Below are 19551 nucleotides of genomic sequence, written 5' to 3'. Positions count from 1 at the left end.
CGGCTAAGTCGTCCAATGCTTAAACACCGGTCGACGAACTGTCATGATAGCTCTCGACCGAAGACGCGCCAGGCCGTCTTGCGGCCTGTGGTACGAGCGTTTCAGGGCATGGGTATTTGCAGCGTCTGCATCAATTCATCGGCCTCGGAACCTGGAGTAAACCTGAACCCCTCCATTTCCTCGGTCGCCAGTATTTCCCAAAGGGCTGCCAACAATTGCGTTTCGTTAGGCGATTCACTCAGTAATTTCTGCGCCGGCAGCAGCACTTCAGCGCTGACACCCTGGACCGTTGCGGCATCAATCACAGCGAAGAGCATAAAGCGCAGGCGTATTTCGCGATCAGTAGGCCAGACCGTTTTTCGCTTACCCAAGGTAGGGCCTCGTTTTTTCAGAAAAGTCCGAGGCTATTGCCGAGGCAGGAGTGTTTCAAGCACCGCCATGCAAGATAGGCTGTTTCCTACAGAGAAAAGAGAAGCAACGCACCCGGCGCGACGTAAACAGCGATCACTGCACCGGCAGAAAATTCATCAGCAGCAGACTTTGTGCATAGTTCAGGCCGATGCGCCGGTAGCGCTCGTCGAGCATTTGCGTGAGCAGGTCCAAGCGCGCCACTATTTTGCCGAACTCGACCGCAAAACTGAGGTTGCTGCCCTCCTCCGATATTTCGTTGGAAAACAGCAGTAGCACACCGTTCGCATCCTGACGCTGGCTGAGCAGCCAGGTGGCTTTCTCGATATTGCGCGCCGCGTTGCTGACGAACTGCGGGTTGATCGAATCGGTCAAGTAGAACTCGGTACGCCCGCCATGAGCGGTCACGATCATACTGCCGATTGCGTAGATAAACGCACCGACGCGGTCGCCCTTGAACTCTGGGCTCAACGAATAACTCAACGCCGCCAGGTCCCGACGTTCACCCAAGGCCGCCAGCGGCCGACGTTGCTCAATGGCCTGGCGAATCTCCCGCTGCGCGCTCACCGCATCCGGGTAACCCGACTGCCGCCACTGGTTGGGGTTACGCAAATACAGCTTGCTCATCAGTAAATACAGGCTTTGCAGATTGTCACGCATACCCAGGGTGGCCATACGGTCGACGCTGGTCTGAAAGAATTCATCGGGCTTGCCATTGCTGAACTGCTTGGCGATATCGCGGCCTTGCTGCTGCGTGCAACCGGCGGTCAGGAACACAAAAACAGCCGCCAACAGCAATGACCATCGCGTCCGACAAATCATCGAAATAAGTAAGCTGCGATCCATCGGCATCCGGTCTGATCGTTCCCTTCACACTGGAATTCGGCGAGGTTAAGACACTGATAGAGCGGAGAAATCAAAAAAAGTGCGACACACTTGCGCAGATAGTCGTGACGGGAACACGCATTACCCGTGAACAATTTGTTGCACGATCTATACTAATGACAAAGGCGACTCGTTTAACCGGCACGTTTAGTGAGGGTCAGCACAATGAGACACCCAATTCGCGCTCAAATGGTTGTGCAAATAATTTGCCTGATGTCGGTGGCTCAACTTTTCTGTTGATCGGAAAAGGGCTGCAAACCACTGCCAGGATGTATTCGGCGGCGCGCTGTTGAGCGCAAAAAACCTCGCCAGAAAGTCAATATGGCAACGCGTTTATTGGTTGAGTTAATCGACAGGCGTCAGGGAATGCCACTCTTGTCGAACTTTTGCAAACGCTGCCTTCAATCACCGCTGTAGAAAATTTGAATTAGCAGGTTGTCCATCAGGTCAAGAACTATGAGCGCAGTTCATCTGATGAGGTAACAGCAATGACTATCCAGGCAGAGACACTCGTACAATTGACCAAAGCACTACAGAAACATGGCCTTAATCTGGTTTCAGACGTGCATTTCATCCGCGCGCCTTATCGGCGCAACCATCGGTGGATTTGTAGTGTGGAGTGATGGCCTCGCCCCCGTTTTCACTCTCTCGTAGCGTTGCGCAGCCCAAGGCCAGCTCCAGAGATTTCGCCACAAATTGGATACATAGGCAAATCCAAGGCAAAAAAAATCCCGCAGAGCTTGTAGCTCGCGGGATTTGTGAAGCTATTTGGCGGGAAACCAGGGATTCGAACCCTGGAGACGCTATTAACGTCCGCCGGTTTTCAAGACCGGTGCATTCAACCACTCTGCCAATTTCCCTTGTGTGATACAGGAGGATAATAGCCCATCCCGTATCAGCGGGCGCCATAATACCCGAATGAAACACACTGTCAAACTCTCGCCATCGCTTGTTACAGAGCGTCTGTTATGATCTTTGCGACTGAACGTTTCAAAACCCAAGGAGTGTCGCCATGCGCGAACAGAATTACGCAGTGAATGGCAACGCGCAGGCTGAGCAGCTCGAAGTCAGCCGCGTGTTGCGCAACACCTATGGCCTGCTCGCCCTGACTCTCGCCTTCAGTGGCGTGATGGCGTTCGTGGCGCAGCAGATGCGTGTCGGCTACCCGAATATCTTCGTGGTGCTGATCGGTTTCTACGGCCTGTTCTTCCTCACCAACAAGCTTCGCGACTCGGCCTGGGGCCTGGTGTCGGCGTTTGCCTTGACCGGTTTCATGGGTTTTATCCTCGGCCCGATCCTTAACCGTTACCTTGGAATGGCTGGCGGCGCGGAAGTGGTCAGTTCGGCTTTTGCCATGACCGCGCTGGTGTTCGGTGGTCTGTCGGCTTATGTGCTGGTCACCCGTAAAGACATGAGCTTCCTGGGCGGCTTCATCACCGCAGGTTTCTTCGTGTTGCTGGCGGCCGTGGTTGCGGGCATGTTCTTCCAGATCAGTGGCCTGCAACTGGCGATCAGCGCCGGCTTCGTGCTGTTTTCCTCGGTGTGCATCCTGTTCCAGACCAGCGCCATCATCCACGGCGGTGAGCGCAACTACATCATGGCGACCGTGAGCCTGTATGTATCGATCTACAACCTGTTCATCAGCCTGTTGCAGATCTTCGGCATCATGAGCCGTGACGACTGATTCACTGCGGTATAAAAAATGCCCCGCATCGAAAGATGCGGGGCATTTTTATTTTCGCGGGATCAATACTGGTTGGGTTCCATTTCCAGCTCAACCTTGAAGCGCTCAGCAATATCGCGCTGGATGCGCTGGGCCAGATGGGCGATGTCGTGTCCTGAGGCGCCGCCATAATTGACCAGAACCAACGCTTGCAGCGCGTGCACGCCTGCGTCGCCCTCCCGGAAGCCCTTCCAGCCGGCCTTGTCGATCAGCCAGCCGGCGGCGAGTTTCATCTGCCCGTCGGCCTGGGGATAGGCCACCAGATCCGGATACAGCGCCTTGAGCTCTTCGGCCAACGCCTTGGACACCAGCGGATTTTTGAAGAAGCTGCCGGCGTTGCCCAGCACGGCCGGGTCCGGCAGTTTTTCCTGGCGGATACTGCAAATTGCCCGGCTCACATCACTCGGCGTGGCCTCGGTGATGCCCTGCCCGGCCAATCGTTGCTGTACCGGGCCGTAATCAAGCTTGAGGTGATTGGCACGACTGAGGGCAAAGCGCACACGCAGGATCAGCCAACGACCGGTCTCATGCTTAAACACACTGTCGCGATAGGCGAAGCCGCAGTCTTCCAGGCTGAAGTCGCGCAATTCCCCAGTGTGGCGATCCAGAGCGGTCAAGCCTGCAAACACGTCCTTGATCTCTACGCCATAGGCGCCGATGTTCTGCATGGGGGCCGCGCCGACGGTGCCTGGGATCAGGCTGAGGTTTTCCAACCCACATAAGCCCTGCGCGAGGGTCCACAGCACAAAGGGATGCCAAGCCTCCCCTGCCTCGGCTTCGACCACTACCTGCATGCCGTCATCCTGCAATATCCGGATGCCTTGGGTAGCCATGCGCAGCACCAGCGCTGGAATATCCTGGGTCAGCAGCAAGTTGCTACCGCCGCCAATCACCAACAGTGGCAACGACCGCGTCGCAGCATAGGCCAGCGCTTCGCGCACATCGTCATCGCTGTGAGCCTCGGCAAACAGTTGAGCACGCACATCGATGCCAAAGCTGTTGAATGGCTTGAGCGATGTTTGCGGGCGCACATGCAGAGTCATAACCGCCCCTTCAATTCAATCACCAATAAATCACAGGCCCGCTCGATCAGGTCCAAGACCCGTTCGAAGCCTTGTTCGCCCTCATAATACGGGTCTGGCACTTCGTCCACTTCCCCTTCGTAACGGCGCAAAAACAGGTCGAGTTCCGCCTTGCCCTGAGTGGGTTGGAGCGCCTTGAGATTGCGCAAGTTGCTATGGTCCATGGCCAGGATCAGGTCGTAGCGAGCAAAATCGGCGCGCGAGACCTGCTGGGCGCGCTGGGCCGACAAGTCATAACCGCGCACCAGCGCCGCCCGCTGGCTGCGCTGGTCGGGCGCGTTGCCGACATGCCAGTCGCCGGTACCGGCCGATGCGACCTCGATTTGACCCGCCAGGCCCGCCTCACGCAATTTATGGCGCAGAACCCCCTCGGCAGTCGGCGAACGGCAGATATTGCCCAGGCACACGAACAAAACTTCCATCAAGCCCCCAGCAAACGCCGGACGCGCTCAAGGTCTTCCTGGGTATCGACGCCGGCCGGCGGTGCTTCCAAGGCGTCGCCCACATGAATGCGCACGCCATGCCACAAAGCCCGCAGTTGCTCTAGGGATTCGGTATTTTCCAACCAGCACGGGCCCCAGCTGACAAAGTCATGCAGGAAGCCGGCGCGGTAGGCATAGATACCGATATGGCGGCGATAGGGCACACCTTCGGGCAACGCGTCTGGGCGCTTGGCAAACGCATCGCGCGCCCACGGCAAGGTGGAACGGCTGAAAGTCAGGGCAAGGCCATTGATATCGCTGACCACCTTGACCACGTTAGGGTTGAACAGAGTTTCGATATCTTCAATCGGCTCGGCCAGGGTCGCCATGCGCGCTTCACCATGGGCAGCCAGGTTGGCGGCGACCTGATCGATCACACTGGGCGGGATCAGCGGCTCGTCGCCTTGCACATTGACCACGATAGCGTCTGGCGCCAGACCCAGTTGCGTGGCCACTTCGGCCAGACGATCCGTACCGGAATTGTGATCTTCACGCGTCAGCACTGCTTCGGCGCCAAAGCCTTTGCAAACGTCGATGATGCGCGGGTCGTCGGTGGCGACCACCACCCGCTCGGCGCTGCTTTTACAAGCCTGTTCCCATACCAGCTGGATCATCGGCTTGCTGCCGATCAACTGCAGCGGTTTGCCGGGCAGTCGGGTCGATGCATAACGCGAGGGGATGACAACGGTAAAGGCGGTGGTCATTTATCCAGACGCTCTTCGGTGGTCAGGGTGCGGGCTTCGCTCTCCAGCATCACCGGGATGCCATCACGAATCGGATACGCCAGACCGGCGCCTTTGCTGATCAGCTCGGTTTTGTCGGCACTGAGCTTGAGCGGGCCTTTGCAGATCGGGCAAGCGAGGATATCGAGCAGTTTGGTGTCCATGAATATGTCCTGGTAGGCAGCGTTTAAGGCAAGTGACGGGTGGGCAACAGGCGTAAGAGTTGCGCATCGAACCAGGCGACGAACGCCGGCGACGGCAGCGCATCCACCGCAAGGTACCACCAGTCGGGCTGGGCAAAGGCGCGGCACTTCACCGCGTCTTTCTCGGTCATGACCAGCGGCAATGACGGGGTAAAATTCAAGACCTCGGCGCTGTACGGTGCATGGTCGGCAAAAGCATGGGGTATCGGCCGCCAGTGTAGCGTTTCAAGGGTATTGAAGAAACGTTGCGGGTTACCGATGCCGGCGACCGCATGCACCGCTTGGCCCTTGGCAAAATGATCCACCGGCCGGCGCTCACCGGTCTGTAGATTAACCAGAGCGGTGGGTTGCAGACTGAAGGCAAACCCGTCGTCGCGGTCACGGGGGGCGCCGTTGTACAGCAACGCATCGACACTCTGCAGTCGCTCCACCGGTTCGCGCAAAGGCCCGGCAGGCAGGCAACGGCGGTTGCCCAAGCCACGGGCGGCATCGATCAGCACCAGCTCCAGGTCACGGGCCAGACGGTAGTGCTGCAAGCCGTCGTCGGAGAGGATCAGGTCCAGCGGTTCGCTGGCCAGTAATGCCTCGACCGCACGACTTCGGTCCGAATCGATCATCAAGGGCACACCGCAGCGCTGCACGATCAGCAAGGGTTCGTCCCCCGCCGTCTCGGCGCTATGGCCGGGCTCGACCCGCCACGGCAAGTGCGGCGGCTTGGCGCCATAGCCTCGGCTGACCACGCCCACGCGCAGGCCGCTACGTCGGCAGTGCTCGATCAGCCACAGGATCAATGGCGTCTTGCCGGTGCCACCCACGGTGATATTGCCGACCACCACCACCGGCACCGGCGCTCGGTAAATCTGGCCCTCTCCCGCCAGGAATCGCGCGCGCTTGCGCTCAACCACGCGGCGATACATCGCCTCCAGCGGCCGCAACAGCAGCAGCGCCGGATGACCTTCGTACCAGCCTTTAAGCAATCGATCGGACATGGCCATCAGGGTTGGCTCGCCGCCTCGACGGTGCTCATGCGCAAATGGCTGAAGCCAAGTTTGCCGGCGGCGTCCATTGCGGTGATGACGGCCTGGTGCTGGGTCTTGCCATCGGCGCTGATGGATAGCGGCATCTTGGTATCGCCACCGGACTCCTTCTGCAAAGCGTCCATCAGACTGTTGAGATCGTTTTTCTCCAGCACCTGGTTATTCACCGAAAACACGCCCTCGGCGCTGATGGCGATATCCAGTTGCTTGACCTCCTGATCTTCGGCCGGCGAACCGCTCACCGCTTCCGGCAAGTCGACACGCAGCTCGGTTTGCCGGGTGAAGGTGGTGGTGACGACAAAAAACAGCAGCAGGATAAACACCACGTCGATCAGTGACGCGAGGTTGATATCGACATTTTCCCGTTGCTTGCGGCGAAATTTCACGCTTTGTCCCCAACCAGATCCACGTCGCGATCCCCCTGCACCACCTCGACCAGCTTGATGGCTTCCTGCTCCATGCCAACCACCAGCTCATCGACGCGCCGTTGCAGGAACCGGTGGAAGAACACCGATGGAATCCCCACCATCAAGCCCGCCGCCGTGGTAATCAGCGCCTTGGAAATACCACCGGCCAGCACGGCCGCGTTAGCGCTCATACCGGTGCCCATGAACGAACTGAAGATATCGATCATGCCCAGCACCGTACCCAGCAAACCGAGCAGCGGCGCCATGGCGGCGATGGTGCCGAGGGCGTTGATATAGCGCTCCAGTTCGTGGATCACCCGCGCGGCGGCCTCTTCGATGCACTCCTTCATGATCTCGCGACCGTGCTTGGAGTTGGCCAGGCCCGCGGCCAGAATCTCACCCAGCGGCGAATCGGCGCGCAGGGCCTTGAGCTTTTCCTTGTCCAGTTGTTTGTTCTTGATCCAGGACCAGACCTGCCCCAGCAGATGCTCAGGGGTGACACGACTCGCACGCAGGGTCCACAGACGTTCGGCAACGATGCCGAGCGCGGCGATGGAACTCAAGATGATCGGCAACATCATCCAGCCGCCGGATTTGACCAATTCCCACACAGTGAATGTCCCCTCGAAAAAGTGCGCCACTTTACCATATAGGTTCCGCAGCGGGGTTCGTCGAGCGTGGCACCGCCGACGACCTTCGCGCTTACACCGTCAGGGTAACCGTTCGCGCCAGAAACGCCGTTGACCACGGGCAACGACCGGTTCGGCAAACGCCCCTAATTGCACGCGTACAGCGCCTTGTTCGGCACTGTCATAGACCCGACTGCCGAGTGCCCGATAGCGCTCCATGACCTGCGGATGGGGATGACCGAAGGCGTTACCGCGCCCGCGTGAAATAAGCACAGACCGGGGTGCCAGCCGTTGCAAGAAAGGCCTGGAGGACGAACTTCGACTGCCATGATGCGGCGCTTGCAGCCAGTCGGTGGGCACCGCCAGCGGCGAGTTGAGCAGCGCCCGTTCAGCGTCGCGATCGATATCGCCGGTCAGCAGCAGACGCTCACCGTTGGCTTGCACCTGCAAGACGCAGGATTTCGCGTTGCCGCCAATAGCATCAGGCCACTGCCACATTTCAAACATGACTCCGTCCCATTGCCACTGCTCGCCACTGACACAAGGCTGGGTGCCCAAAAACGCCGGCAAGCCCTCGGTTTCGCCGCCTACCACGCGCCTGATCGGCATGCCTCGGGCCAATGCGGCCGCGCCCCCCGCGTGATCGGCATCGGCATGGCTGAGCAATAGCAGGTCCAAGCTGCCCACGCCGAGTTTTTTCAACGACGGCAGCACCACGCGCGCGCCGAGGTCGAGCGCTCCCGAACGTGGGCCAGCATCGTAAACCAGGGTGTGATTGCGTGTGCGCAGAATCAGCGATTGCCCTTGACCGACGTCCAACTGCAGCACCTCGACCTGCCCATAGGGCACCGGTTCTCGAGGAGGGAACACGGCCAGCAACAGCATCGGCCAACCCAGCAGGCGCAGCGGCACGCCTTTGGGCAATAACAGCAACACCGCGCCGAGCAGGCTGATCAGCCAGGCCGCCCAGGGCACCTGCGCCGGTACCCAAGCGGGCGCGTACTCGGCGAGCCAACCCAAGCCGACGAATAACCCCTGCAACGCGCCACCCGCCAGCCACAACAAACCCTCCCCCACGAAGGGCACCGCCAACAGCGCAGCGCCCAGCAGCGCTAGTGGCAGCACCATCAGGCTGATCCACGGCACCGCCACAAGATTGGCCAGCGGCGCACTCATACTGATGGGCAACCCCAGCACCAACAATACCGGAAACAGCCCGATGGCGATCACGCATTGCGGGCGGGTCCACACCTGCCAAGGGCTCCACGGTCCTAAGCGGCCGCTGAACGCCAGGATCAGCACCGCCACTGCCGCAAATGACAGCCAGAAACCCGCTTGCAGGCTGGCCAGGGGTTCCAGGATCAGCACCCCATTGAAGGCCAACAGCAACGGCCACCACACGCCCAGATGGCGAAAGCGCAATCGCCAGAGCAGCACCAACCCCACCATTACGCACGCGCGCTGCACCGGCACACCGAACCCGGCCAGCAAGCCGTAACTGAGCGCAGCGGCAAAGGCCAGGCCGCACGCCCAGGGTAGCCATGGCCAACCTCGCGGCCAAACTCCGTAACGAGCCAACCCGGCAACCAGGCCGTAGATCAACCCCGCCAACAGGCCGATGTGCTGCCCGGAAATCACCAGCAGATGCACGGTGCCGGTGTCCTGCAGAATCTGCCAATCCGTAGCGGACAGACCGGAGCCATCCCCCAGCACCAAAGCGGCCAGGCCCGCCTCGCGGCCTTGGGCATCCACGGCCAGCAACCGTTGACGCAGGCCTTCGCGCCACGCATTGCGCGCCGGGGCCAGGCGCTCACCGTCCTTTACCGAGCCGGTTGCACCGACGCGCCGGGCCAGCAGCCAGGCTTCGCGGTCAAAGCCGTGAAAATTCAGTAATCCGGACGGTCGTTTGAGGCTGATTGCCAGGCGCCAGCGTTCACCGCTGCGCACGGGCGGACCTCCGCGCCAGGACACGCGGATGCGCTGGGGTAATCGGGCTTTACGCGACCGCCCGTCGATCAGGTCGAAGCGCACGCCATCGTCGGTCTGTTGCGGTAACCCGGCCACCCAACCCTCGACCCAACGCGTCTGCCCATCCAGCTTCAGCGACAGCCGATCATTCAAGGCCCACTGCGCGCTGAAACACGCCCAACTCAACCCCATCAGAAAAAACGCCAGCGGGTACGTGCGAAATGGCAACGCCATCAACGCCAGCACCAGCATGGCGATCAGCCAGCCCGTGGCGGGCAGTGCCGGTAGAAAAACCAGAGCAAGCAACCCTGATGCAAGCGCGAACATCCCTGTCTTCATGGATCATCCTTTTGAGAGATCCATTCAGTCTTAGCCGTGCATTCGGCGCGGCCTATGATGTTTTGTCACAAAGTCTGAATTTCCTGTTTATAGAATGCGGGCATACTTGCCCCTCGAATCGACCTGGACCCCTTATGCCTCGGCGCTTATTCAAACGGTACATGCCCGCCCCCACCAGTATCAGGGAACACAAGTCATTACAGTTTCTCGGTACGTTGTTGCATGACCCGAACCTCTGGCACCTGAATCGGCACTCGGTGGCTCGAGCGATGGCGGTGGGTCTGTTTGCGGCGTTCATTCCGATTCCGTTGCAGATGCTGCTGGCGGCGATCCTCGCGATCACGGTGCGCGGCAACATGCCGATCGCCATAAGCCTGGTATGGCTGACCAACCCGATCACTATGCCGGTGGTGTTCATTTGCACGTACCTGACCGGCGCCTGGCTGATGAACGTCCCTGCGCGCAGCCTCCCCGACGACCTCACCTGGGAATGGATCAGCGGCCAGTTGAGCACCTTGTGGCAACCGTTTTTGCTGGGTTCGGTGGTATTGGGCCTGGTACTGGGCGCATTGGCCTATTGCCTGACCATGGGTTACTGGCGGTGGTGGGTGGCCCACCAATGGAAGAAACGCAAACAGCGGCGCGGGTAAAACCTAAAGCGCCAGCAGGCGCAGATGTACCCGCAGGCCCGCACCGGTGTTTTCCGCCCATAGGCTGCCATCCTGACGTTGCAGCGCATTGCGCGCGATGCTCAGCCCCAGGCCGAAGCCACCATCGCCGGGGCGAGAGCCGTCCAGGCGCGTGAACGGCGCAAAAATGCGTTCTAGGTCCCGCTCATCGATCCCCCCACCCTGATCTTCCAGCCATAGGTGCCAGTACTCACCCTCGCGCCGCCCGTCCAGGCACACCACCCCGTCCGCTGGAGAGTGGCGTATGGCATTACGCAGGATATTTTCCAGGGCCTGGGCCAAGCCATTCAGGTTGCCCCGCACCCAGCACTCGGGGCCCAGCAAACACGGCAGGCGCGATGCTGGCCAAGCGCTTTCAAAGCATGCGTTCTCACGCAATATGTCCCACAACGCCTGAAGCTGAATGGTTTCTTTGGTCAACGGCGTCCGTTCGGCGTCCAACCAGGCCAATTGCAGGCTGTCTTCCACCAGTCGCTGCATGGCATCGATTTCCCGGCCCAGGCGTTGACGCAGTTGCACGAGGTCCTGCTCGCTGTCACAGGCCACCCGCAAGCGACTGAGAGGCGTACGCAGTTCATGGGACATATCGCGCAGCAACTGCTGTTGCAACACCACGGTCCCCTGCAAGCGTTCGGACATATGATCAAAAGCACGGCCCAGCTCGCCCAACTCATCCTGGCGACTGGTCGCATCCTGGGACAGACGCGTATTCAACTGGTCGGCCCGCCAGGCGTTGGCCTGCTCACGTAATTGATTGAGGGGCATGATCAGCAAGCGGTACAGGCCTATGCACAGCAATAGGGTGAACAGACCGGGGATCACACCGTTGGTCACCACCCGCCAGAACACTTGATAGCGACCGGGCATAAAGCGCTGTGGCAGTTCGATCACCAACGACCCGGCCTCCGGGTCGCCGGGAAACGCGATCTTCAGCCAGGGCAGCCCCTTGACATGCCGACTCACCGGCCAGTCCAAGCCGCGTAAAAAGGTCAGGCGCTGGTTTTGCGCACTACTCAAGGGGTAGCTGCTCAACGATTGCAAGTCGTTGCCAATCACGCCGATCCAAGTGGTTTCACGCTTGCCCATGGCCTGCAGCCAGGCATCGACGCCTAAAGGGCCGCCAAGGTTCCACGCCTGCTCCGCTTGCGCCGCGTACCCGCTCAGGGTGGTTTTCGCCTCCTCGGACAGATAGGCATTCTGCTGCTCCATATAGCGACCCCAGGACCAGCTCAGCCAGATCATCAGCAAACAGAACGCGATCAACAGGCAGGCCAGTTTCCAGAACAATGAGTACCTGCCCGGCAGGCGTCTCAACGGTCGTTCAAAGGCTGTCATCGTGACCGCTCAACACATAACCCTTGCCCCAGACGGTGCGCACTTCGCGCTCGCTGTAGCCGATGGCTTTGAGCTTGCGGCGGATCTGGCTGATATGCATGTCCAGGCTACGGTCATGGGGGGCATAACCGCGTTGCAGCACATGCTGATAAAGAAAGGCTTTGCTCAAGACCTCCTCAGCATGGCGATGCAGGGTTTCCAGCAGGCGGAATTCGCTACGGGTCAGGCCGGCGGCATGTTGCAGGTAAAAAACATCACCCAACTCATCGTCAAAGCGCAAGCTCGGCACGTCCTCGCGCCGCACTGGCAGAGTAGGCAGGGGCCGACGGTCCAGGGCCACGCGGCGCAGGATCGCTTCAATGCGCACGCGCAGCTCAAGCATACTGAAAGGCTTGGGCAGGTAGTCGTCCGCGCCCAGGCGAAAACCGCTGATGCGGTCGGCTTCGGCACCCAAGGCCGACATCAGAATCACCGGGGTCGAATGGCTTTTGCGCAAATACGTCAGGATCGACAGGCCGTCCAGCCCCGGCAGCAGAATATCCATCAACACCACGTCGAAAGCACGCTCACGCGCCATGTCCAGGCCCTGCTGGCCGTTCTGGCACCATGTAACCTGAAAGCCACTGCGCGCCAGCTCCTCATGGACGTAGGCGCCGAGCACGGGGTCATCTTCGATGGTCAGGATACTGGCTGCGGGATTCATTAGCGTCTGCAAGTCATTCTCAATCGCCGATTATTCAAGATTACCCCGCCACAGGCAATCGCCACTCGCCGGCCAATGGCCCGAAGATTGACTCCTGTGATGATTTTGCGAGATTCCTCGCCGCGCAAATGGCTACACTGCGCAGGTGGCGCAGGCCGGATGCCGGCGCGAAAGATTGATTCCAATGTGGTAGCAGGAGAGTGGCGTGCTTAGAAGAATGGGGATAAAAGGCCGCGTACTGTTGCTGACCTTATTGCCGACCAGCCTGATGGCGTTGTTGTTGGGCGGTTATTTCACCTGGATGCAGCTGTCGGAGCTGCAAACCCAGTTGCTGCAGCGCGGCGAGATGATCGCCGAGCAATTGGCACCGCTGGTGGCGCCGGCCCTGGGCAATAAAAACGTCGATTTGCTGGAGCGCATCGCCACCCAATCCCTGGAGCAGCAGGACGTACGCACTGTATCGTTCCTCGCGCCGGACCGCAGCACCCTCGCCCACGCCGGTCCGACCATGCTCAATCAGGCGCCGGTCGGCAACAGTTCGCATCTGTTGCAGCGCACGGGCAACGACGCCACCCGTTACCTGCTGCCGGTGTTCGGCCGCCATCGCAACCTGGCGGGCGAACTGATCCCCGACGAAAGCGACCGCCTGCTGGGCTGGGTCGAGGTGGAACTGTCCCACAACGGCATGCTGCTGCGCGGCTATCGAAGCCTGTTCGCCAGCCTGCTGCTGATCGCCATCGGGCTGATCTTCACCGCCGCGCTGGCGCTGCGTATCAGCCGCACGATCACCTCGCCGATCGGATTGATCAAGCAAGCCGTGGCCCAGCTCAAGGACGGCAACCTGGAAACCCGCCTGCCCGCCCTGGGCAGCCAGGAGCTGGATCAACTCGCCTCGGGCATCAACCGCATGGCCGAAACCTTGCAGAATGCCCAGGAAGAATTGCAGCACAGCATCGACCAGGCCACCGAAGACGTGCGTCAGAACCTGGAAACCATCGAGATCCAGAATATCGAGCTGGACTTGGCGCGTAAGGAAGCCCTGGAGGCGAGCCGCATCAAGTCGGAGTTTCTGGCCAATATGAGCCATGAAATTCGCACGCCCCTCAACGGCATCCTCGGCTTTACCCACCTGCTGCAAAAAAGCGAGCTGACGCCGCGCCAACTCGACTACCTGGGCACCATCGAAAAATCCGCCGACAACCTGCTGGGCATCATCAATGAAATTCTCGATTTCTCGAAAATAGAAGCCGGCAAACTGGTGCTCGACAGCATTCCATTCAACCTGCGCGATTTGCTCCAGGACACCCTGACCATCCTCGCCCCCGCCGCCCATGCCAAGCAGTTGGAACTGGTCAGCCTGGTCTACCGCGATACGCCGCTGGCGCTGGTGGGCGACCCGCTGCGGCTCAAACAGATCCTCACCAACCTGATCAGCAACGCGATCAAGTTCACCCGCGAGGGCACCATCGTGGCTCGGGCGATGATCGAGGACGAGCAGGAAGATACCGTGCAACTGCGCATCAGCGTGCAGGACACCGGTATCGGCCTCTCCAGCCAGGACGTGCGTGCGCTGTTCCAAGCCTTCAGCCAGGCCGACAACTCGTTGTCGCGTCAACCCGGCGGCACGGGCCTGGGGCTGGTGATCTCCAAACGCTTGATCGAACAGATGGGCGGCGAAATCGGCGTCGACAGCACGCCGGGCGAAGGCTCGGAATTCTGGATCAGCCTGAACCTGCCCAAAACCCGCGATGACGTTGAAGACCTGCCCTGCGCGCCCCTGCTGGGCCACCGCGTGGCGGTGCTGGAAAACCACGAACTGGCGCGCCAGGCCCTGCAACACCAATTGGAAGATTGCGGCCTGGAGGTCACGCCGTTCAACACCCTGGAAAGTCTGACCAACGGCATTACCAGCGCCCATCAGACCGAGCAGGCTATCGACCTGGCCGTGCTCGGCGTGACCGCCAACGACATACCCCCCGAGCGCCTCAACCAGCACCTGTGGGACCTCGAACACCTGGGCTGCAAAGTGCTGGTGCTATGCCCGACCACCGAACAGATGCTGTTCAACCAGTCGGTGCCCAACCCCAATAGCCAATTGCAGGCCAAACCGGCATGCACCCGCAAACTGCGCCGGGCATTGTCCGACCTGATCAACCCGCGCCCTTCGCGCAGCGAGCCGGGCGAGCCCCTGGCCAGCCGCGCGCCACGGGTGCTGTGCGTGGATGACAACCCGGCGAACCTGTTGCTGGTGCAAACGTTGCTGGAGGATATGGGTGCCAAGGTGCACGCAGTGGAAAGCGGTTACGCCGCCGTCGACGCGGTCAAGCAGGAGACTTACGACTTGGTGCTGATGGACGTGCAAATGCCGGGCATGGACGGTCGCCAGAGCACCGAAGCGATTCGTCAGTGGGAGAGCGAGCGTCATGGCTCGCCGCTGCCAGTGGTGGCGCTCACGGCCCATGCCATGGCCAACGAAAAACGCGCCTTGCTGCAAAGTGGCATGGACGATTACCTCACCAAACCCATCAGCGAACGGCAACTGGCCCAAGTAGTACTCAAATGGACGGGCCTGGCCCTGCGCAATCAGGCACCGGAACGCGCCACTGACGGCCTGGCTCCTGGCGTGCAACTGCCGGTGCTAGACCACGAGGAAGGCCTGCGTCTGGCCGCCGGTAAAACCGACCTGGCCGCCGACATGCTCGCCATGTTGCTGGCCTCCCTGGAAGCCGACCGGACCGCCATCAGCATCGCCCGCGAAGCCAATGACAACAATGCGCTGATCGAACGCGTCCACCGCCTGCACGGCGCTACGCGCTACTGTGGCGTTCCGCAACTGCGCGCCGCCTGCCAGCGCGCCGAAACCCTGCTCAAGCAGGACGATGCCAAGGCCCTGCACGCGCTGGACGAACTGGACATGGCCATTGCCCGCCTGGCCAGTGAAGCGCGAGTCAGTGCCTGATGCGTCCCTTTCCATTGATTTGAACTTGCAGGGAGCTTTGCCATGCGCGTGATTCTGTTCAGCAGCCAAACCTACGACCGCGACAGCTTCCTCGGCGCCCCGCTGCCTGCGGGCCTGGAACTGCAGTTCCAGCCGGCACGGCTGAATCTCGATACCGTGGCGCTGGCCGAGCACCACGAAGTGGTCTGCCCGTTTATCAACGACGACCTAAGCGCACCGGTGCTGGAATGCCTGGCCAAGGGCGGTACGCGCCTGATTGCGCTGCGTTCGGCCGGTTATAACCATGTCGACCTGGCCAGCGCCAAACGCCTGGGCCTGACCATCGTGCGCGTGCCCGCCTACTCGCCCCACGCCGTGGCCGAGCACGCCGTGGCGCTGATCCTGGCGCTCAATCGGCGTTTGCATCGTGCCTATAACCGCACCCGCGATGGCGATTTCAGCCTGCACGGCTTGACCGGATTCGACTTGGTGGGCAAGACCGTCGGCGTGGTCGGCACCGGGCAGATCGGCGCAACCTTCGCCAAGATCATGGCCGGATTCGGCTGCACGCTGCTGGCCTATGACCCCTTCCCCAATCCCGATGTGCAGGCGCTCGGCGCACATTACGTGAGCCTGCCCGAGTTGCTCGCCCAAGCCCGGATCATCAGCCTGCACTGCCCGCTCACCGCCGACAGCAAGCACTTGATCAACGCCGCGTCCCTGGCGCAGATGCAGCCTGGTGCGATGCTGATCAACACCGGCCGTGGCGGCCTGGTGGACACGCCCGCATTGATCGAAGCCCTCAAGGACGGCCAACTCGGCTACCTGGGGCTGGACGTGTATGAGGAAGAGGCCCAGCTGTTTTTCGAAGACCGCTCCGACCTGCCCCTGCAGGACGACGTACTCGCGCGCCTGCTGACCTTTCCCAATGTGATCATCACCGCCCACCAGGCGTTCCTGACCCACGAGGCCCTGGCGGCAATCGCCACCACTACGTTGGACAATATCGCCGCGTGGGCCGACGGTCGTGTGCAAAACCAGGTGGCAGGTTGATCAGCGGTCACATACCGCGCTCATGATAGGCCGGCACCCGTGATAGGATGCCGCGCCTATTTGGAGGATCCATGGCCGAACACGATTTCCGCTTCAGCTTGCTGAGCCCGCAACACACCCTGATCGAATGCCGCGCCCTGGTGCCGGGCCGTTACCAAGTCACCGGCAACGGTGGTTCGATCAAGCATGGCGACGTCCTGATCGTCACCCTGCGCGGCAGTAAAACTTTGTCGATGCGCCTTACCGTCGAAGGCGATGCGCGTTACTCCATCCGCCCGGCAGGCCAATGGGTCGCCATGGCCCAAGGGCCGAAATTCGGCGAACTGGAGATTCACACCTGGAAGGTCAACTGCGACAGCTGCGACGCCGTGCTGGAGTTTGAGTTTGCCGTGGAAACCAAGCTGACCAAAGAGCCGCTGCAACCGGCCGCCAACGCGCGCATTGCCGAGTTGGGCTGGGCCAGTGAAGGCGACAAGCACCGCTGCCCGAGCTGCCAGAAGGCCACCCAATGAAAGGCCTGGTGTTGCTCGCCGCACTCGGCGCCGGCTTGGCCGGCTGCGCGGGAGATGCGGTCAAACTCCAGCAGGACCACAGCTACGTGGTGGAATGGATCGGTGAGCGGCCCTTGATGGATTACGCGCACCTGACCGTCACCCTCGGCAATGACGGGCGTGCCTACGGCAATGGTGGCTGCAACCACTGGTTCGCGCCCTACACCCTGGACGGCGACAAACTCAGCTTCGGCAAGATCGGAAGCACCCGCAAACTCTGCGCCGAAGCCTTGATGGAGCAGGAGCACCGCTTCTTCCAGGCCCTGCAAGGCGTGCAGCGCTGGGACATCTCGCCCATCGAGCAGACCCGTTTCTGGCCGGCCGAAGGCAAGCCGATCCGCCTGTGGCTCGAAGAAGGCTGATCCGGGTTCTGACCCGATGGACATTTAAAGGTGGGAGGAAAGCCCTCCCACCGTTGCTTTGATATGTCGCTTTAACCGCGCAACGCCTTGAGCTTGGCCAGCACCCCCTCGGCCGTCTGCTCGCCCATCAACTGCTCGCGCACCTTACCCTTGTCATCGATGATGTAAGTCACCGGCAGCGCTTCGCTGCGCGGGATCTCGAAGATGCCATCCGGGTTCTGCGCCAGCACTGTGAACTTGATCCCCAGTTTCTCGCTGGCGGCCTTGAGTTCTTCGCCCTGCACATTGTCGAAGTTGACCCCGAACACCCCGATATTCTGGCCTTTGAGCTGCTCGGCCAAAGCGTTGAGTTCAGGGATTTCCGTGCGGCACGGGCCACACCATTCCGCCCAGTAGTTGATCACCACCCACTGTTTGTCCAAACGCTCGGCCGCGACTTTCTGGCCGTATTGGTCAATGCCATAGTCATTCCCGCAGCCGCTGAGCAGCAGGGTTGTGATGATCGCCAATGCACCGATCAGTCGACGTGTCATGGGGTAATCCTTCGTGAAAATAGACGTTGGCTGCGACCGGATGCCTCTTACGGTTTAAGGACCGGGCGCCGCGCAGGTAGAATACCCGCCACCTCCTGCAAGATGCGACCCGCACATGACCGATCTGACGCTTTATCACAACCCGCGCTGCTCGAAATCCCGCGGTGCTCTCGAACTGTTGGAAGCCCGCGGCCTCGCCCCGACCGTGGTGCGCTACCTGGAAACCCCACTCAACGCCGCGCAAATCCAGGCCCTGCTGGGCAAACTCGGCCTGAGTGCGCGCCAACTGCTGCGCACCGGCGAAGACGAATACAAAAGCCTCAACCTTTCTGACCCCAACCTCAGTGAAACCCAGTTGATCGACGCCATTGCCGCCCATCCCAAGTTGATGGAACGCCCGATCCTGGAAACCGCCGACAAGGCCATCATCGGCCGTCCTCCGGAAAACGTATTGGAGATTCTGCCGTGACTGCGCCTTATGTGCTGGTGCTGTATTACAGCCGTAACGGCTCGGTCAGTGAAATGGCCCGGCATATTGCCCGGGGCATCGAACTAGGCGGCATGGAAGCGCGCCTGCGCACGGTACCGGCGGTGTCCACCGAGTGCGAAGCGGTGGCGCCGAGTATTCCTGACGAAGGCGCGTTGTATGCCAGCCTCGATGACTTGAAAAACTGCTCGGGCCTGGCCCTCGGCAGCCCGACGCGTTTCGGCAACATGGCCGCGCCGCTCAAGTACTTCCTCGACGGCACCAGCAACCTGTGGCTCACCGGCGCCCTGGTCGGCAAACCCGCCGGGGTGTTCACCTCCACCGCCAGCCTGCATGGCGGCCAGGAAACCACACTGATGTCGATGCTGCTGCCGCTGCTGCATCACGGCATGCTGATCACCGGCCTGCCCTACAGCGAACAGGCCCTGCTCGACACCCAGGGCGGCGGCACGCCGTACGGCGCCAGCCACCATGCCGGGCCGGACGGCAAACGCCTGCTCGACCCACATGAAATGGCGCTGTGCAAGGCCCTCGGCCTGCGCCTGGCCAACACCGCCACGTTGCTGGAGAACGGCCGTGGCCAAAAAGCCTAAAGTACTGCCCCCGCAAGCGTGGTTGGAGCCGCGGGTCAAAGTGGCACGCGCATTGAGCCTGCTGGCGTTTTTTGCGCTGGTGGGGTTGTTGTGCGGGTATTACCTGTTCGTTGCCGACCTGCACGGCGCACGCCCTTGGGTGATCCTGCTGATCGAGTTGGTGCCGTTGCTGATTCTGGCACCGGGCATGCTGCTCGGCAGCGCGCGCGGGCATTCATGGATGTGCTTTGCGGTGAACCTGTATTTCATCAAAGGCGCGCTGGCGGCGTACGACCCGAACCGGCAGTGGTTCGGCGTGCTGGAAATGCTGGCAAGCCTGGCGGTGTTCTGTACCGCGCTGCTATACGTGCGATGGCGCCATCAGTTGAACCGGCGCCTGGCCGCGTAAGTCACCGTGGCGAGGTGACTCGCCACGAGAGCTG

Annotated in this window: 22 protein-coding genes and 1 tRNA gene; 9 read left to right on the top strand and 14 right to left on the bottom strand. The window is 60.9% G+C overall.

Annotation, left to right across the window (positions count from 1 at the left end):
• Window positions 1-101 precede the first annotated feature (101 nt).
• The 3 genes from YA0848_RS10100 to YA0848_RS10090 all read right to left on the bottom strand — a co-directional run bounded on the left by YA0848_RS10100 (window position 102) and on the right by YA0848_RS10090 (window position 2153).
• Window positions 102-371 carry a hypothetical protein gene (locus YA0848_RS10100; RefSeq protein ID WP_040268674.1) on the bottom strand — a complete coding sequence of 90 codons (270 nt, stop codon included), beginning with the start codon at window positions 369-371 and terminating at the stop codon, window positions 102-104.
• 133 nt (window positions 372-504) lie between these two features.
• A complete protein-coding gene (locus YA0848_RS10095) occupies window positions 505-1230 on the bottom strand; it encodes a hypothetical protein (protein WP_376697643.1) in 726 nt (241 codons plus the stop codon).
• 832 nt (window positions 1231-2062) lie between these two features.
• Window positions 2063-2153, bottom strand: a tRNA-Ser gene (locus tag YA0848_RS10090).
• 152 nt (window positions 2154-2305) lie between these two features.
• Here YA0848_RS10090 and YA0848_RS10085 point away from each other — a divergent pair.
• Complete coding sequence (locus tag YA0848_RS10085) at window positions 2306-2977, top strand: Bax inhibitor-1/YccA family protein (protein WP_034098601.1); 672 nt, start codon at window positions 2306-2308, stop codon at window positions 2975-2977.
• A 62-nt stretch (window positions 2978-3039) separates the two neighbouring features.
• On the opposite strand, the gene murB is transcribed toward YA0848_RS10085, so the two are convergent.
• From murB to YA0848_RS10045, 8 genes are all read right to left on the bottom strand, one after another.
• Window positions 3040-4059, bottom strand: coding sequence for a UDP-N-acetylmuramate dehydrogenase (gene murB / locus YA0848_RS10080; protein ID WP_034098603.1), 1020 nt, complete (start codon window positions 4057-4059; stop codon window positions 3040-3042).
• Window positions 4056-4520: a low molecular weight protein-tyrosine-phosphatase gene (locus tag YA0848_RS10075; protein WP_040268677.1), complete on the bottom strand. Its 465-nt coding sequence runs from the start codon at window positions 4518-4520 to the stop codon at window positions 4056-4058. The genes murB and YA0848_RS10075 overlap by 4 nt, the downstream gene beginning before the upstream one ends.
• On the bottom strand, window positions 4520-5284 hold the full coding sequence (gene kdsB, locus YA0848_RS10070) for a 3-deoxy-manno-octulosonate cytidylyltransferase (RefSeq protein ID WP_034098606.1): 765 nt from the start codon (window positions 5282-5284) through the stop codon (window positions 4520-4522). Before kdsB ends, YA0848_RS10075 begins: the two co-directional genes overlap by 1 nt.
• Window positions 5281-5466, bottom strand: coding sequence for a Trm112 family protein (locus YA0848_RS10065; protein WP_011060103.1), 186 nt, complete (start codon window positions 5464-5466; stop codon window positions 5281-5283). The genes kdsB and YA0848_RS10065 overlap by 4 nt, the downstream gene beginning before the upstream one ends.
• A 23-nt stretch (window positions 5467-5489) precedes the next feature.
• Window positions 5490-6500 (bottom strand): tetraacyldisaccharide 4'-kinase, encoded by a 1011-nt coding sequence (gene lpxK / locus YA0848_RS10060; RefSeq protein ID WP_169903539.1) that lies wholly within the window; start codon window positions 6498-6500, stop codon window positions 5490-5492.
• Complete coding sequence (locus YA0848_RS10055; protein ID WP_034098611.1) at window positions 6500-6928, bottom strand: ExbD/TolR family protein; 429 nt, start codon at window positions 6926-6928, stop codon at window positions 6500-6502. Before YA0848_RS10055 ends, lpxK begins: the two co-directional genes overlap by 1 nt.
• A complete protein-coding gene (locus YA0848_RS10050) occupies window positions 6925-7560 on the bottom strand; it encodes a MotA/TolQ/ExbB proton channel family protein (RefSeq protein WP_034098613.1) in 636 nt (211 codons plus the stop codon). Before YA0848_RS10050 ends, YA0848_RS10055 begins: the two co-directional genes overlap by 4 nt.
• Window positions 7561-7659: 99 nt before the next feature.
• Complete coding sequence (locus tag YA0848_RS10045; RefSeq protein WP_169903540.1) at window positions 7660-9885, bottom strand: DNA internalization-related competence protein ComEC/Rec2; 2226 nt, start codon at window positions 9883-9885, stop codon at window positions 7660-7662.
• Window positions 9886-10019: 134 nt separating this feature from the next.
• Here YA0848_RS10045 and YA0848_RS10040 point away from each other — a divergent pair, with 134 nt between their 5' ends.
• The gene (locus tag YA0848_RS10040) at window positions 10020-10535 is read left to right on the top strand and encodes a DUF2062 domain-containing protein (protein ID WP_184315858.1); all 516 of its coding nucleotides are present in this window, start codon (window positions 10020-10022) and stop codon (window positions 10533-10535) included.
• Between the two features lie 3 nt (window positions 10536-10538).
• Here YA0848_RS10040 and YA0848_RS10035 read toward each other — a convergent pair whose 3' ends face one another.
• Together YA0848_RS10035 and YA0848_RS10030 are read right to left on the bottom strand one after the other, a co-directional pair.
• The gene (locus YA0848_RS10035) at window positions 10539-11909 is read right to left on the bottom strand and encodes a sensor histidine kinase (RefSeq protein WP_169868736.1); all 1371 of its coding nucleotides are present in this window, start codon (window positions 11907-11909) and stop codon (window positions 10539-10541) included.
• Window positions 11896-12612 carry a response regulator transcription factor gene (locus YA0848_RS10030; RefSeq protein ID WP_034114157.1) on the bottom strand — a complete coding sequence of 239 codons (717 nt, stop codon included), beginning with the start codon at window positions 12610-12612 and terminating at the stop codon, window positions 11896-11898. Before YA0848_RS10030 ends, YA0848_RS10035 begins: the two co-directional genes overlap by 14 nt.
• A gap of 205 nt (window positions 12613-12817) precedes the next feature.
• Here YA0848_RS10030 and YA0848_RS10025 point away from each other — a divergent pair, with 205 nt between their 5' ends.
• The 4 genes from YA0848_RS10025 to YA0848_RS10010 all read left to right on the top strand — a co-directional run bounded on the left by YA0848_RS10025 (window position 12818) and on the right by YA0848_RS10010 (window position 17516).
• A complete protein-coding gene (locus YA0848_RS10025) occupies window positions 12818-15571 on the top strand; it encodes a response regulator (RefSeq protein WP_034098619.1) in 2754 nt (917 codons plus the stop codon).
• A gap of 42 nt (window positions 15572-15613) precedes the next feature.
• Entirely contained in the window at window positions 15614-16603 is a 990-nt protein-coding gene (locus YA0848_RS10020; RefSeq protein ID WP_169903541.1) for a 2-hydroxyacid dehydrogenase, read from the top strand.
• A 71-nt stretch (window positions 16604-16674) separates the two neighbouring features.
• Window positions 16675-17115 carry a hypothetical protein gene (locus YA0848_RS10015; protein ID WP_034098623.1) on the top strand — a complete coding sequence of 147 codons (441 nt, stop codon included), beginning with the start codon at window positions 16675-16677 and terminating at the stop codon, window positions 17113-17115.
• Complete coding sequence (locus tag YA0848_RS10010) at window positions 17112-17516, top strand: META domain-containing protein (RefSeq protein ID WP_034098625.1); 405 nt, start codon at window positions 17112-17114, stop codon at window positions 17514-17516. Before YA0848_RS10015 ends, YA0848_RS10010 begins: the two co-directional genes overlap by 4 nt.
• Before the next feature lie 71 nt (window positions 17517-17587).
• Here YA0848_RS10010 and YA0848_RS10005 read toward each other — a convergent pair whose 3' ends face one another.
• Window positions 17588-18049 (bottom strand): TlpA disulfide reductase family protein, encoded by a 462-nt coding sequence (locus YA0848_RS10005; protein ID WP_034098627.1) that lies wholly within the window; start codon window positions 18047-18049, stop codon window positions 17588-17590.
• Between the two features lie 115 nt (window positions 18050-18164).
• Between YA0848_RS10005 and arsC the strand changes: the two genes are divergently transcribed.
• From arsC to YA0848_RS09990, 3 genes are read left to right on the top strand one after another with little or no spacing between them, the layout of a single operon-like run.
• A complete protein-coding gene (arsC, locus tag YA0848_RS10000) occupies window positions 18165-18518 on the top strand; it encodes an arsenate reductase (glutaredoxin) (RefSeq protein ID WP_034098628.1) in 354 nt (117 codons plus the stop codon).
• Window positions 18515-19129 (top strand): NAD(P)H:quinone oxidoreductase, encoded by a 615-nt coding sequence (gene wrbA / locus YA0848_RS09995; RefSeq protein WP_034098630.1) that lies wholly within the window; start codon window positions 18515-18517, stop codon window positions 19127-19129. Before arsC ends, wrbA begins: the two co-directional genes overlap by 4 nt.
• Window positions 19113-19517, top strand: coding sequence for a DUF2069 domain-containing protein (locus YA0848_RS09990; protein WP_034098632.1), 405 nt, complete (start codon window positions 19113-19115; stop codon window positions 19515-19517). Before wrbA ends, YA0848_RS09990 begins: the two co-directional genes overlap by 17 nt.
• Window positions 19518-19551 lie beyond the last annotated feature (34 nt).

The sequence above is a fragment of the Pseudomonas sp. S4_EA_1b genome (assembly GCF_016307435.1).
Taxonomy (GTDB): Bacteria; Pseudomonadota; Gammaproteobacteria; order Pseudomonadales; family Pseudomonadaceae; genus Aquipseudomonas; species Aquipseudomonas rhodesiae.
Note: the sequence above shows the minus strand (reverse complement) of the source record. Positions and strands in the feature narration are given on the sequence as shown.